This is a genomic window from Nitrococcus mobilis Nb-231 (assembly GCF_000153205.1).
In the GTDB taxonomy this organism is placed as follows: Bacteria; Pseudomonadota; Gammaproteobacteria; order Nitrococcales; family Nitrococcaceae; genus Nitrococcus; species Nitrococcus mobilis.
Genome location: NZ_CH672427.1, coordinates 344,577 through 358,235, shown reverse-complemented (window position 1 = coordinate 358,235; position 13,659 = coordinate 344,577). Strand labels below are relative to the sequence as shown.

General features: G+C 60.2%; 15 protein-coding genes and 2 tRNA genes. 8 read left to right on the top strand and 9 right to left on the bottom strand.

What is annotated here, in order from left to right; translation table 11 throughout:
• Positions 1-127: 127 nt before the first annotated feature.
• The 4 genes from NB231_RS01620 (at position 128) to NB231_RS01605 (ending at position 2,297) form a co-directional block, all read left to right on the top strand.
• A complete protein-coding gene (locus NB231_RS01620; RefSeq protein WP_004999204.1) occupies positions 128-481 on the top strand; it encodes a transposase family protein in 354 nt (117 codons plus the stop codon).
• A 549-nt stretch (positions 482-1,030) separates the two neighbouring features.
• Positions 1,031-1,327 (top strand): hypothetical protein, encoded by a 297-nt coding sequence (locus tag NB231_RS01615; RefSeq protein WP_004999203.1) that lies wholly within the window; start codon positions 1,031-1,033, stop codon positions 1,325-1,327.
• 317 nt (positions 1,328-1,644) lie between these two features.
• On the top strand, positions 1,645-1,890 hold the full coding sequence (locus NB231_RS01610; RefSeq protein WP_040662813.1) for a DUF6364 family protein: 246 nt from the start codon (positions 1,645-1,647) through the stop codon (positions 1,888-1,890).
• On the top strand, positions 1,887-2,297 hold the full coding sequence (locus tag NB231_RS01605) for a type II toxin-antitoxin system VapC family toxin (RefSeq protein ID WP_004999199.1): 411 nt from the start codon (positions 1,887-1,889) through the stop codon (positions 2,295-2,297). Before NB231_RS01610 ends, NB231_RS01605 begins: the two co-directional genes overlap by 4 nt.
• A 20-nt stretch (positions 2,298-2,317) precedes the next feature.
• Here the strand turns inward: NB231_RS01605 and NB231_RS01600 are convergent, their stop codons facing one another.
• The 8 genes from NB231_RS01600 to uvrY all read right to left on the bottom strand — a co-directional run bounded on the left by NB231_RS01600 (position 2,318) and on the right by uvrY (position 7,282).
• On the bottom strand, positions 2,318-2,491 hold the full coding sequence (locus NB231_RS01600) for a hypothetical protein (RefSeq protein ID WP_198007210.1): 174 nt from the start codon (positions 2,489-2,491) through the stop codon (positions 2,318-2,320).
• Positions 2,492-2,565: 74 nt separating this feature from the next.
• Positions 2,566-2,928, bottom strand: coding sequence for a hypothetical protein (locus tag NB231_RS01595; protein ID WP_004999197.1), 363 nt, complete (start codon positions 2,926-2,928; stop codon positions 2,566-2,568).
• A gap of 220 nt (positions 2,929-3,148) precedes the next feature.
• Positions 3,149-3,219, bottom strand: a tRNA-Cys gene (locus NB231_RS01590).
• A 97-nt stretch (positions 3,220-3,316) separates the two neighbouring features.
• Positions 3,317-3,392 (bottom strand) — tRNA-Gly (locus NB231_RS01585).
• Positions 3,383-4,018 carry a CDP-diacylglycerol--glycerol-3-phosphate 3-phosphatidyltransferase gene (pgsA, locus tag NB231_RS17280; protein WP_004999196.1) on the bottom strand — a complete coding sequence of 212 codons (636 nt, stop codon included), beginning with the start codon at positions 4,016-4,018 and terminating at the stop codon, positions 3,383-3,385. The genes NB231_RS01585 and pgsA overlap by 10 nt, the downstream gene beginning before the upstream one ends.
• Positions 4,019-4,099: 81 nt before the next feature.
• Entirely contained in the window at positions 4,100-5,920 is a 1,821-nt protein-coding gene (uvrC, locus tag NB231_RS01575) for an excinuclease ABC subunit UvrC (protein ID WP_004999195.1), read from the bottom strand.
• Between the two features lie 25 nt (positions 5,921-5,945).
• The gene (locus NB231_RS01570; RefSeq protein ID WP_198007209.1) at positions 5,946-6,596 is read right to left on the bottom strand and encodes a uracil-DNA glycosylase; all 651 of its coding nucleotides are present in this window, start codon (positions 6,594-6,596) and stop codon (positions 5,946-5,948) included.
• A 47-nt stretch (positions 6,597-6,643) separates the two neighbouring features.
• Positions 6,644-7,282 (bottom strand): UvrY/SirA/GacA family response regulator transcription factor, encoded by a 639-nt coding sequence (gene uvrY / locus NB231_RS01565; protein ID WP_004999192.1) that lies wholly within the window; start codon positions 7,280-7,282, stop codon positions 6,644-6,646.
• A gap of 175 nt (positions 7,283-7,457) precedes the next feature.
• Between uvrY and NB231_RS01560 the strand changes: the two genes are divergently transcribed.
• Entirely contained in the window at positions 7,458-8,288 is an 831-nt protein-coding gene (locus NB231_RS01560) for a RibD family protein (protein WP_156776857.1), read from the top strand.
• A gap of 29 nt (positions 8,289-8,317) precedes the next feature.
• Here NB231_RS01560 and NB231_RS01555 read toward each other — a convergent pair whose 3' ends face one another.
• Positions 8,318-9,706 carry a class II fumarate hydratase gene (locus NB231_RS01555; RefSeq protein WP_004999189.1) on the bottom strand — a complete coding sequence of 463 codons (1,389 nt, stop codon included), beginning with the start codon at positions 9,704-9,706 and terminating at the stop codon, positions 8,318-8,320.
• A 164-nt stretch (positions 9,707-9,870) separates the two neighbouring features.
• On the opposite strand from NB231_RS01555, the gene purB reads away from it, so the two are divergent.
• The 3 genes from purB to NB231_RS01540 all read left to right on the top strand — a co-directional run bounded on the left by purB (position 9,871) and on the right by NB231_RS01540 (position 13,536).
• Positions 9,871-11,238, top strand: coding sequence for an adenylosuccinate lyase (gene purB, locus NB231_RS01550; RefSeq protein ID WP_004999188.1), 1,368 nt, complete (start codon positions 9,871-9,873; stop codon positions 11,236-11,238).
• Position 11,239: 1 nt separating this feature from the next.
• Complete coding sequence (locus NB231_RS01545) at positions 11,240-11,680, top strand: GNAT family N-acetyltransferase (protein WP_004999187.1); 441 nt, start codon at positions 11,240-11,242, stop codon at positions 11,678-11,680.
• Between the two features lie 95 nt (positions 11,681-11,775).
• Positions 11,776-13,536 carry a DEAD/DEAH box helicase gene (locus NB231_RS01540; RefSeq protein ID WP_004999186.1) on the top strand — a complete coding sequence of 587 codons (1,761 nt, stop codon included), beginning with the start codon at positions 11,776-11,778 and terminating at the stop codon, positions 13,534-13,536.
• Positions 13,537-13,659 lie beyond the last annotated feature (123 nt).

Here is a 13,659-nt window from a genome sequence, read left to right as displayed (position 1 = left end):
GTTCGCCCCGACCAAATCCGCCCCCTTTTTCCCGCGCGAAAGAAGGGCTCCCCGCGATACAGGGTTGTTCAATGCTGAGAGAATGATGCAGATTGTCTTGTAACCTGCAGGATTAATAGTGATACCCATGCAGCTCAAGGCTTACCTATCAGCGATTCCCGATCATCGCCGGGCTCAGGGCCGGATGTATGACCTAACTCACCTTCTGCTGTTCAGCATCCTGGCCATGGTCTCGGGCGCGACCTCTTACCGAAAGATCCAACGATTCATGGATACTCACCGTGAACGCCTGAACGCTCTGTGCCAACTGCACCGGAAGCGCGCGCCGGCCCATACCTCCATTCGCTACGCCCTCCAGGGCTTGGATGCCAAAGCCGTCGAGCTTGCCTTCCCTCGCCATGCCTCTGGTCTGGACGGCGAGGACCACAACCGTTTCTTTCCCAGCACGGTAATAGATGCCGAATGGAAACCGGCGGATTAGCGCTCGGCGCGCACCGCGGCCGATTAAAGGGAACATAGCGGCTGTTCAGCAATTGATTGAAAAGCGTGCCGCACTTCATCAAGGAATTGCTGACCAACCCCTCCCGTTGCCCTTCATACCACTACGTCGCTTCCGAATGTCCGCCAACGCGATCTCAGCGGGGCGCACCGGCTCGCCATCGACCTTGTAGGCATCAAGGCGCCGATACAACTCTGCGTCTGCCACAACTCCGTGCAGTCAAACGACGCCCTAAACCCTATCCCTTGCTCACCAGGCCCCGCCATGCGGCGTGCCAAGCCATCCGTCGGTCAACGAATTCGTTAAGGTAGCAGTATTAGAGTCTGACCTCCGGTGTCGGCACTTCTTACAGCAGTCCTCAGCCAGCCAACCAGACACATCAATACACGCAACATAAAAAAACCAAAGAACAATAGGTTACATCTGCGAAGCCCAGCCAACCCGGTCCACGGCATAAAAAATGCTGCATGTCACACTGTGGCGAAACATATTGCGTATCGAGAAAGAGTCGCGGAATGGGGGGATGGACTCGTGATCATCAATATGAGTGATCGAATGGATTTCGAGGGAGCCTGGGAAATGGCGGATCTCGCAGTAACCGACGAGAGGGGGCGAACCATGAAAACGGCGATCCTAGCATTCCTGCTACTGCTCACCACCGGCTGCGCGAGCGATATGCCCCGGCTAGTGGCCTCGCTCGACACGGCGGAGTGTGGAGCGTGGGAGATCCGCCAAGGCGAGGCGCATACCGTGGTAACGTGTCAAAGTGCGGGAGGTGCGGCAAGTTCTCGGCCCGTCAGAAGCTTCTTGACAACAAGCCATGACTGACCCACCCATGAAAGTCACCGTCGCCGGATGATCTCCTTCATCCTTATGAGGATGATGGCTGGGGCTCGCGTCGGAAGGCAGTCCCGGTGAGCACTTCACAACATTACTAAAGCCCCTGGCGATCGCGGGGGCTTTGCTTTTCACGCTGTCAGCCGCCTGGGAAACGGGGACGCGCCCGAAACAGGGACGGAGTTATTTTTCATCGTTAGGTGTTTACGAGGCCTGCCCCGCCCACGCAGTTCGATCCGTTCCTAGCAATCTGGTATAGAAGCCGTACAATTATAGAAATTATGCCGTATCGTATCGGGCGACTGTTTATGAACTCTGAAACGACCAAGCTCACTGTCCGTCTCCCGAAGCGGCACGTGGAGTTCGCCAAGCGCTACGCCAAGGCGCACGGGCTCAGCGTGACGGAGATGATCGATCGCTACCTGCGTCGCATGCAGGCCCTAGAACGGACAGCACCGAGCGCAGAACTTGAAGCGATCATGGGGTTGATACCCAGCAACGTGGACGCTGAGGAAGAATATCGCCGGCATCTTCGGGAAAAGCACGGACGGTGATCCTGGTAGATCTCAATGTGCTGCTGGACGTGGTACAAAAGCGTGAACCCCACTACCGGGCATCGGCGGCAGTGCTCGAAGCGATCATCAAAGGTGATGTGGAGGGTGCATTCCCTGCCCACGGGACGACAACGGTTCATTACATCGTCGCACGCTATCAGGACCGCGCCGTAGCCGATAAGGCAGTGGATTGGCTATTACGGTATTTTCGAATCGCGCCAGTTCGCCGTGAAGAGCTGTTGCGCGCTCGGGCGCTTGGGTGGGGTGATTTCGAGGATGCGGTGGTCGCCGCGGCCGCGGAATCGATCGGATGCACCGCAATCGTAACCCGTAACATAGGAGATTTTGCAGATTCCCCTGTGGAGGCACTCACGCCTGAAGAATTCCTGCTGCGTAATGGCACATGAATACGGGAATTCGGGGCGGTTCACTGCGAGGTGTCACCAAGTTCGAGGCGCTGCTCGATTCGTTCAAACCGCGCGTCAGTACGGTCAAAGCGATTTGAGTGCTCAGCGAGTGCGGCGTGGATCTGCGCGAGGTCAACATGCAGTTGGGCCTCACCTGTCTCCAAACGGCCAAGACGGCTCTTGACGCCACTCATATCCTCACGCAGCCCATCCAACTTCTCGTCGATGCGCCGCAGGTAGCGAAGGGTCAGAACTCTCCGGTTCCTGATCAGTTATGGCGGAACGCCTCATCGAGCACGGCGCTGTGCAGTGCGCGAAACGCGCCCCGCAGCGTGCTCGGTTTCAGCGGATCGAGGATGGCACGCATCTGCGTGTCACAGGGCACCTGCTCGACCCCGTAGAGCGTGCCGAGATTGTGGCGCGTAACCTCATCAGCCGCCCGTGCGCTGTCGTCGAACTGCAGCAGCGAGGGATATTTCAGCAAGAACATCGCCAGCGCGCTACTCAGCGCATCGGCAAGGGTGTAACGGGTGCTGTTGGGACGGCTTCGCGGATCGTCGAGTGCCTCAAAGCACGCGCGCACCGTGCGCAACAGCCCCGGGATGGACAGATCTTGGCGTAGTCTTGGCAAGAGGTGCGACCATGCGAGACACCCCGCTGACAGGACTCAGTAAAACTGCTGGCGAAGTTCTCAAGAGGCTCTGCTTTGAGCCACTCTCGAACTGAGCGTGACTGAAGCCGCTGGGGCCTTGGCGTAAGCCGGAAGACTCTTGATAATCCGCCCGTCCTCCACACTTGGAGTGAACGAGAACGCAGCAACCGCGGAGGAATCTCGAAACGAGGGCGAAAAAAGGCTAGGGCCGGAATCGAACCGACGTCCACGGCTTTGCAGGCCGCTGCATAACCACTCTGCCACCTAGCCACAAAACCGATCAAAAATACGGCGGATGCCGTCAGAATGTCTGGCGAGTAGGCACGTTACGCCAGAAAAAACCCCGACGTTGCCGGGGTCCAAAACTTGGAGCGGGAAACGAGACTCGAACTCGCGACCCCAACCTTGGCAAGGTTGTGCTCTACCAACTGAGCTATTCCCGCTTCGCTCCCGCATTTATTCTAGTGAGCTCGATCTTGCTGTCAAGCTCATAGTTCTTTGCCTCGCTCTCGGTAAGGTGTCCCACGACACACCACGCTGCATGCAGATACAGAGCCATAGAGTAAAGCGTCAGGGCCGCGGCTACGTAAAGCAGCCAGAATCCGATCAGCCAGACGGGGATGCCATAGATATCGTGCGCATACAGCAGCAGCACGATCGAAACCATCTGTGCCGCAGTTTTGAACTTGCCAATCCGACCGACGGCTACGCTCGCCCGTTTGCCCAACTCCGCCATCCACTCGCGCAATGCCGAGACCGCAATCTCACGACCGATGATAATCGCGACCGGCACCCCCACAGCGGCAGCCGGTGTGGCGACGAGAATCGCGATCAGCGCCACGGCAACGATGAGCTTGTCTGCCACCGGATCGAGGAAGGCACCGAAAGCCGAGGTTTGGCCCCAGCGGCGAGCCAAATAGCCGTCCAGCCAGTCAGTCAGACCGGCGAAGGCAAAAATCGCGGCCGCTGTAGCGTTCGACCAGGGATAAGGTAACAAGAAAATCAGTCCGAGCACGGGGATCAGAGCGATGCGCAGCCAGGTGAGGAGGTTGGGCAAATTCCAGCTCATCGGACCCCTCGCGCCTTGCCTGCAGCTATGCACTGTAGCACGACAAGTGCCGTCGGTCTGCTGCCTCGGGTACGCATGCCGCTAGCCATGCAGAGTTTGATAGATGCGCTCGGCCAAGGCTTGGCTGATCCCTGGGACTCGTGCCAGATCCTCGATCCCGGCTCGGCGTACGCCGTGCAACCCGCCCAGCTGCTTGAGTAAGCTTTGTCGGCGTTTCGGACCCAGCCCCGGGATCTCCTCCAGCATGGAGGTCGTTCGCTTGCGGCCGCGCCGCACTCGATGGCCGGTGATCGCGAAACGGTGTGCTTCGTCGCGAACGTGTTGCAGAAGATGCAGCGCCGGTGAATCCGGCGCCAGCTGTAACACGCCGGGCCGGCCGGCGATGAACAGGGTCTCCTCGCCGGCGCGCCGGCGTGGCCCCTTGGCGATCCCGATCAGCTGGACATCCTCTACTTGTAGCTCCCGCAGCACGATTTGCGCCTGTTTGAGCTGCCCGCGGCCGCCATCGATGAGCAGGATGTCGGGGATGGGCGCCTCGCCGCGCTTGAGCCGTGTGTAACGCCGTTCTAGCGCCTGGCGCAGCGCAGCGTAATCATCGCCCCGCTCGATTCCGGCGACGTTGAACCGCCGGTAATCCGATTTCAGCGGGCCGGCGCGGTTGAAGACCACACAAGAGGCTACCGTGGCCTCCCCCTGCGTATGGCTGATATCGAAACACTCGATGCGCTCGGGCATGCCGTCCAGGTCGAGAGCAAGCTGCAACTCCTCGAAGCGCCGCTCCATGCCGGCCCGGGTCGCGATCTGAGCGGTCAACGCATGCCGAGCGTTGCTTGCGGCCATTTCCAGCCACCGCCGCCGTTCCCCACGTAACCGCCACTGGATACGAACTCGATGCCCGGCATCGCGTGCCAAGGCCTCCTCCAACAAGGCCCGATCCTCGAAATCGTGGCTGACCAATAGTTCCATCGGTATATCCCGGCCCAAATAATGGCGGGCGATGAAAGCGTATAGTGCTTCGGCCTCGCTCGTCCCCTCGGGTATCCGCGGGAAAAAGGTCTGGTTACCTAAATTGCGGCCATCACGGATCATAAAAACCTGTATGCAGATCAATTCAGAGTGAGCCAGGCAGGCGATCACGTCGACATCGCCTCGGGCACCGGCGACATACTGGCGCTCCTGTATGCGCCGCAACGCCGAGATCCGGTCGCGCAGTCGAGCGGCTTGTTCGTATTCGAGCGCCTCGGAGGCGCCTTCCATACGCTGCACCAGTTCATCGATCACCTGATTCCTGTGCCCCTCGAGAAACAGCTCTACATGGCGAACGTCTACCGCGTAGGCCTCCTCTGAGATATAGCCGACGCAAGGTGCCGTACAACGCTTAATTTGGTACTGCAAGCAAGGCCGTGAGCGATTATTGAAGAAGCTGTCGCGACACTGCCGCAGGGGAAAAACCTTTTTTAGGTGATTGAGGGTCTGGCGCACGGCCCCAGCACTGGGGAAAGGTCCGAAATAGCGCCCCGGCGGTTTGCGCGGTCCACGGTGAAAGGCAAGCCGGGGGAAATGCTGCTGTTTGGACAGAAAAATATACGGATAGCTTTTATCGTCGCGCAATAACACATTGTAGCGTGGTCGCAGCTCTTTGATGAGGTTGTTCTCGAGCAGCAGCGCCTCGGCCTCGGTATGAGTCAGCGTAATCTGCACATCGTGCACCTGTGCGAGCATCGCTCGCGTTTTGGCATCGTGCATGGTGCGCGTGAAATAGCTGCTCACGCGATGTTTGAGTTTGCGAGCCTTGCCGACATAAATAACTTTCCCGGCCCCATCGAGCATCCGATACACGCCCGGGCGCTGCGGCAGCGTCGCGAGCAAGGCCTTGGAATCGAAGACGTTGGCTGCGTTCATCCGCAATCGAAGGTTTGGTCTAGCGCTACGCCTTGGCCGCCGAAAGCAACGCGCGTGCATCGCACAGCACGTCATAGAACATCGCGGCAGTCAGCCGGCGGGTCTGGGTGTTGTAGCGGCTGCAGTGATACGAGTCGAGCAGCGTTCGCCGGCGCGACAACCGATGCCGTGCACCGTGTGCGAAAGGATAGTCGCGCAGGCGATATCCTTCACAGCGCACGACCGCTTCATGCGCGATCCGCCCCAGCGCCAGCACGATTCCCCCGGAGGGGGTTGCTGCCAGGTCATAGCCGAGGAAACGACTGCAATTATTGACCTCGCTCGCGCTCGGCTTGTTTGCCGGCGGCAGGCAGCGTACGGCATTGGTCACCCGGCAGTCGTACAGTTCGAGGCCGTCATCGGGCCGGTCGGCGCGGGCTTGGTTGGAGAAGCCGGTGTCAAAGAGCGTTTGGTAGAGCAGGATGCCCGCATAATCACCGGTGAACGGCCGACCCGTGGCGTTGGCACCGTGTTTGCCGGGGGCGAGACCGACGACCAGTAAGCGGGCATCGAGTGGACCGAATGCCGGCACCGGCCGGGCATAGTAAGCCGGGTAAAGCGCCCGGGTCTCGCGCAGGAAACTCGCAAGCCGCGGACAGGCCGTACAATCGATATCGAACGCTTGCGTTTGGGCCATTATCGCGCTCGGTTGCGGTTGCATTGATAAGCTGGATTATCCAGGCCCTAAGCCTTCTCGATCATACCGAAACGGATAGCCAACCGTGTGAGTTCCACGTCGTTGGCCACGCCCAACTTCTCATAGAGCCGATAGCGGTATGTGCTGACGGTTTTCGGACTCAAACAAAGGGCCTCGGAGATCTCATACAGCCTACGTCCTTCCGTGATCATTATCATCACTTGGATCTCGCGGTGGGAGAGTCTGGCAAACGGGTTCTTGGACTGGCCCTCCAAACCGGAGAGTGCCATCTCTCGGGCAATGCGGGAGCAGATGTAGCGCTCGCCGCGAGCAACCGTGCGGATGGCGCTCAACATATCCTGCTCGCTGCAGTCTTTGGTGAGATAGCCGAGCGCTCCAGCTTCCAGCAAGCGGCTGGGGTAAGGCTCGTTACCATACACTGTCAACGCCAGAATTTTGAGCGCCGGGTCGATTCGCAGCAACTTGCGGGTGGCCTCTAGGCCCCCGATCCCTGGCATATAAACATCCATTAATACCATATCCGGTCGTAGCTGTCGGATTACATCCAAGGCCTGTTCTCCCGAGGCGGCCTCGCCGATTACCTCGATCTCCTCGGCCTCAGAGAGGATTCGGCGGATTCCGGTGCGAACCAGCTGGTGATCGTCGACCAACACAACTCTGATCATCCCAACAACACCCCTGAGACACCCTCTCCGGTCTAAATTATGTCAGTCGAAACCTTACTTCGCCGCAGGCTGGTTTAAATAAACTGCCGCTACTACAACATACTCGATTCGAGAATTGCATTTATCTGTTAAATTACCCGGCCTGACCGAACACGGCATCGAAGCGACTCAGTCAATGCCATCGCCTATGTTGCGTCTGTATCCACAACCCGTCGCGACCGTTCCCCTGAAAGGGCTCTACCTCGACGCCCCGCTTGTTCCCAATGAGCCGGCTGAACGGCTATTCGTGTATGGCAATTTCGTAATGAGCCTCGACGGACGCATCGCTATTGCGCAGCCGCCGAACGCTCATCAAACAGTTCCAAGTACCACGGCGAACCCCCGTGACTGGCGATTGTTCCAGGAGCTGGCCGGGCACGCCGATGTGCTCATCAGCTCCGGACGCTACTTACGTGATCTGGCCGCCGGTCAAGCGCAGGACAGCTTGCCAATAGGCTCAGCGGGCGCATTCGCCGACATCCGCCGTTGGCGTCGGCGCAACGGCTTGGCAGCGCAACCCGACGTGGTCTTCTTGAGCGAGGATCTCGACTTCCCGTTACCGAAGGCACTGCTGCAGGAGGGGCGCACCATCAGCATATTCACGGCCAACACGCCACCTCGCGAGCAGATTGCCGAGCTGGCGGCGCAGGGCGTGAGCGTGGAGCGCTTCGTCGGTAACGGGCGTATTGACGGCAAGGACATCGTCGCACGCCTCACTGCGCTCGGCTACCGCCGTGCTTACTGCGTCGCCGGACCGCAGGTTCTACACACGCTGGCTAGCGCCGGGTGCTTGGACACGCTATTTCTCACAACCGTCCACCGCCTGCTCGGCGGCTCGGACTTCTCCACCATCATGCAGGGGGCGCTGCTCGATGCCCCGCTGGATTACCGCCTGCGGTGGCTCTATTACGACGCGGCTAGTCCGGCTGGTGCGGGGCAGATGTTCGCCCGTTATGATTGTCGTTAGCAAGCGGTCCGTAACGAGCCGGACTTGGCTCACTTACGAACCCCCCCACGGGTAAGGAGTTGGGGATCCAGCAGGCGCTGCAACTCGGCCTCGGAGAGATCCGTCATTTCCTTTGCCACCGCGAGCACGGGCCGACCTTCGGCGTAGGCGCGTTTAGCAATCTCGGCGCCTTTCTCGTAGCCGATAACGGAGTTGAGCGCGGTTACCAGCACCGGGTTGAGCGCTAACGCTTCCCGCAGCCGCGGCGCGTTGACGGTAAAACCGCAGACGGTTTTTTCCGCGAGCACACGGCTCGACTGGCCCAGCAGCGCTATGCTCTGGAGCAAATTATAGGCAACCAACGGCAGCATGACATTGAGCTGGAAGTTCCCCGACTGTCCGGCCACGGTGATGGTGAGATCGTTGCCGATAACTTGCGCAGCCACCATGGCCACTGCCTCGGGAATCACCGGGTTGACCTTGCCTGGCATGATGCTGCTGCCGGGTTGCAGCACCGGCAGGGTGATCTCGCCGAGCCCGGCCAGGGGGCCGCTGTTCATCCACCGCAGGTCATTGGCGATCTTCATCAGGCTGACCGCGGCCACCTTGAGCTGACCGGAGAGTGCGACCGCGGCATCCTGGCTGCTCAAGCTCTCGAAAGGATTGTCGCTGACGCGAAACGCGATGCCAGTCCGCTCGGCGAGCAAGGCCGCCACCCGGTCCCCTAACTCGGGGTGAGCATTAATACCCGTCCCCACGGCGGTGCCGCCCTGGGCCAGTGCATGCACCCGTTCCAGCGCGCTTTCGATGCGCTCGCCGGCATGGCGAATCTGCGCCGCCCAGCCACCGATCTCCTGGCCCAGAGTGATCGGCATCGCGTCCATGAGGTGGGTGCGGCCGGTGGTGGTCACCTCGGCGAGTTCTGCCGCCCGCGCCTCCAAAGCCTTGGCCAAGTCGGCAAATGCTGGCAGCAGGTGCTCGTGACATTCCAGAGCGGCGCTGACGTGGATGGCCGTTGGGATGACGTCATTGCTGCTTTGTCCCATGTTCACGTGGTCGTTCGGATGCACGCTTACGCCGAACCGGCGCGAGGCCAACTGCGCAATCACCTCATTGGCGTTCATATTGGTGCTGGTGCCCGAACCGGTCTGGAATACGTCCACCGGGAAATGCGCATCGTAGTCGCCACGTGCAACGGCCTCCGCCGCCTGCGCGACGGCATCGGCGATCTGTTCTTCAAGCCCCCCGAGACTACCGTTAGCCCGCGCCGCAGCCGCCTTGATCAACCCCAATGCACGAATGAAAGCCCGCGGCAAACGTAGGCCGCTGATGGGGAAATTCTCGACGGCCCGTTGGGTTTGCGCACCGTAGAGCGCCTCCGCAGGTACGCGAAGCTCGCCCATGCTGTCCTTCTCAATCCGGTAGCCCTGTTCGCTCATGCCACGCTCCCACGTGCTCACCCTGCGCCTAGGGGCGCACCTTGAGTGTGCGCCACCGCCTTGGCAGGTATACAATGCGTTTCCGGTTATTCACTATGTTGCCGTTGCAACTATACTTTACTCCCAATTACGATCACTGATCCTGTGCAATCAGGCCCTAGCGCATGGACCTAACTCGACTCACGGCCATCTCTCCTATCGACGGTCGCTACGGTGAGAAAACGACCTCGTTGGCGCCGCTGGTCAGCGAATACGCGCTCTTGCGCCAACGCCTCACGGTAGAAGTGCGTTGGCTCCAGGCCTTGGCGGCCGAGCCGGCAATCAGGGAAGTGCCGGCCTTGTCGGCAAATGCTAAACGCTTTCTCGAGACTTTACTGGAAGACTTCGATCTTCACGCCGCCGAACGAATCAAACACATCGAGCGCACCATCAACCATGATGTAAAGGCGGTGGAGTACTTCCTCAAAGAGCGGCTCGCCGAATACCCTGAGCTCGCTGCGGTGCGTGAGTTCGTACACTTTGCCTGCACGTCCGAAGATATTAACAACCTGGCTTACGCACGTATGCTCAAAGCGGTGCGGGAGGAGGTCCTGCGCCCCGGCCTGGATGCGCTCATCGAGCGGTTGCGCGAGCTCGCGCATGTACACGCCGGTGCGGCCATGCTCGGGCGCACGCACGGCCAGCCGGCCTCCCCGACCACCCTCGGCAAGGAGCTGGCTAACAGCGTGCGCCGGTTGCAGCGCCAACACCAGCAGTTTCTCGATGTGCCGTTACCGGGCAAGATCAACGGCGCCGTCGGCAACTACAATGCCCATGTCTGCGCCTACCCGGAGGTTGATTGGCGCGCCCTCGCTCGGCGCTATATCGAGGGGCTGGGACTGGAATGGAATCCGTATACGACCCAAATCGAGCCCCATGATGGCATCGCCGAGCTCTTCGACGCGTTAGCTCGGCTCAACACAGTCCTGATCGATCTCGCGCGCGATATCTGGGGCTATATCGCTTTGGGCTACTTCAAGCAGCGCCTGATCGAGTCCGAAGTCGGCTCCTCCACCATGCCGCACAAAATCAATCCTATCGATTTCGAGAATGCCGAAGGCAATCTCGGCATCGCCAATGCGCTACTCGGGCACTTGGCGCGTAAGCTGCCGATCTCGCGCTGGCAGCGCGATTTAACCGATTCCACGGCACTGCGCAACATCGGCGTTGCCTTGGCTCACTCGCACATCGCCTATCAGGCGTTATACAAGGGTTTAGGCAAGCTGGAGGCAGACTACCAGCGGCTGCACGATGATTTGGAGGCTAACTGGGCGGTGCTGGCCGAGGCCGTGCAGACGGTGATGCGCCGCTACGGTATCGAGGCGCCCTACGAACGACTCAAAGCCCTGACGCGCGGCCAACGTGTGGAACCTGCCGTGCTGCGCGCATTCATGCACGATTTGAATCTCCCCGAGCCAGCGCGGCGCGAGCTGGAGGCATTGACACCAGCCACCTATATTGGGCTGGCCGAGCGTTTAGCCCGGGAGGTGTGATATGACCGTAGGGAGGCTACTCAGAGGCAGTTGGCTTGAGTTGGGGCATTTGGCCGCGCCGGTGCGCCGGCGGGTATTTATCGAAGAGCAAGGTATTCCCGTGGAACTGGAGTGGGATGCGCTGGATGATGCCAGTCGCCACTTGGTGATCGTGACCGCCAGCGACGATCCGGTCGGCACGGTGCGACTTACCCCAAACGCGCACATCGGCCGAATGGCGGTGCTGCCGGCTTGGCGCCGGCGCGGAATCGGTACTCGGCTGCTGCACACGGCATTGGAGGAAGCCGCCGCGGCCGGGATGAACACCGTAGCGCTCGCGGCGCAATTGCCCGTGATTGCCTTCTACGAAAAGCTGCACTTCGAACCCTACGGCGGGATCTTCCAGGACGTCGGCCTACCGCATCGAATGATGCGGCGCGCGCTTGGAGAGGGCTCGCTATAATTTTGCCCCCCGGGGCGCTGATTTTTTCCAGACGCACGCCCCTGAACCGCGTATCCTTGTGACCTCTTTTAGACCACCGACATTGAATAGCTCCCATGACCGAATCGACTTCGAATGAAATCACTTTCCAGGATCTGGGCCTGAACCCAGCCGTGCTCAATGCGCTCCACGACGTGGGCTACGAGGTGCCCTCCCCCATCCAGGCTCACACCATTCCGCATATTCTTGCGGGCCGTGACGTGTTGGGTCAGGCACAGACCGGCACCGGCAAAACCGCGGCTTTTGCTCTACCGCTGCTCTCGCGTCTGGATCTGAGCCAAGCCGTGCCACAAGTGCTCGTGCTGACACCGACCCGCGAACTGGCCATCCAAGTCGCCGAGGCCTTCCAGCGCTATGCCGCTCGCCTCACAGGCTTCCATGTCCTGCCACTCTATGGCGGCCAAGATTACCGCGGCCAGTTCCAGCGACTCGCACATGGCACTCACGTCGTAGTCGGCACGCCGGGTCGGGTCATGGATCATATGCGTCGAGGCACATTGAAGCTCGATGCACTCGCTTGCCTGGTGCTGGATGAAGCCGACGAGATGCTGCGTATGGGCTTTATCGACGATGTCGAATGGATCCTGGATCAAATACCGTCGACGCGGCAGATTGCGCTGTTCTCGGCCACCTTGCCGCCGGTCATCCGTCGTATCGCGAAAAAGCACCTGCACAATCCGCAGGAAATCAGCATTAAAGTGCGCACCGCAACCGCCGAGACCATCCGCCAGCGCTATTGGCTGGTCAACGGCACCCACAAGCTCGATGCCTTGACCCGAATCCTGGAGGCCGAGCCCTTCGACGGCATGATCGTGTTCGTGCGGACGCGAACCGCCACCGTCGAACTCGCCGAAAAGCTCGAAGCCCGAGGTTACGCCGCTGCGGCACTGAGCGGAGACATTTCGCAGAAGTTGCGCGAACACACCGTGCAGCGGTTAAAAGGCGGCAAGCTCGACATACTGGTGGCCACGGACGTTGCCGCCCGCGGTCTCGACGTGGAGCGCATCAGTCACGTGATCAATTACGATATTCCCAATGACACAGAGGCCTACGTGCATCGTATCGGGCGCACCGGGCGGGCGGGGCGTGCTGGGGATGCGATCTTATTCGTCACCCCGCGTGAACAACGCATGCTGCGCATGATCGAAAAAGCCACGCGGCAGAAAATCACCGCCATGAGCCCACCCAGTACCGAGGCCATCAACGACCAGCGCATCGCCCGTTTTCAGCAAAAAATCAGTGATGTCATGGCCGCACAGGATCTAAGTTTTTACCGGGAACTGATGGAGTCGTATCAGCGCCATCACGACGTGCCGGCCATCGAAATCGCGGCCGCTCTGGCCAAGCTCGTCCAGGGCAACACGCCGCTGTTGCTCAGCCCCCCTCCCGAACCCAAGCCGGGCGTCCCAGGGCGGCGTCCCTTCGGCGCACCGGATCAGTTTGGCAAATCGGCGAATGCAAGGAACCGCCCGCCCAAGCGCAACTCCCCGGCACGCGCTACCGACCGGGTGCGCTACCGCATCGAAATCGGGCGCTGCCATGGTGTCAAGCCGGGGAATATCCTCGGGGCCATCGCCAACGAAGCCGGTCTCGACAGTCAATATATAGGCCGAATCGACATTTTTGACCGTTACAGCACCGTGGAATTGCCCGAGGGTATGCCCAACGCCGTGCTGCGGCATCTGCAGAGGACTCGTGTGGCCGGCCGAGCACTGGCGTTATCCCCACTCGAAACGGTTACCGGCCGGGATCGGCCCAGAGAGTTGAACAACCCCCCGTTGCGGCCCACAGTCAGCCGTAAGGCTCGGGCAGTCTGAACACATTCCCCGGCCCGAAGCGGCTACCAATCCACGTTGGGGCCTTGGATTAAGGTAGCCGCCCGACTTCTTATCGTCCTGCAGCAGAAGGCCTTTGGCCTTGGACCTCCTAACCCGGAAGTT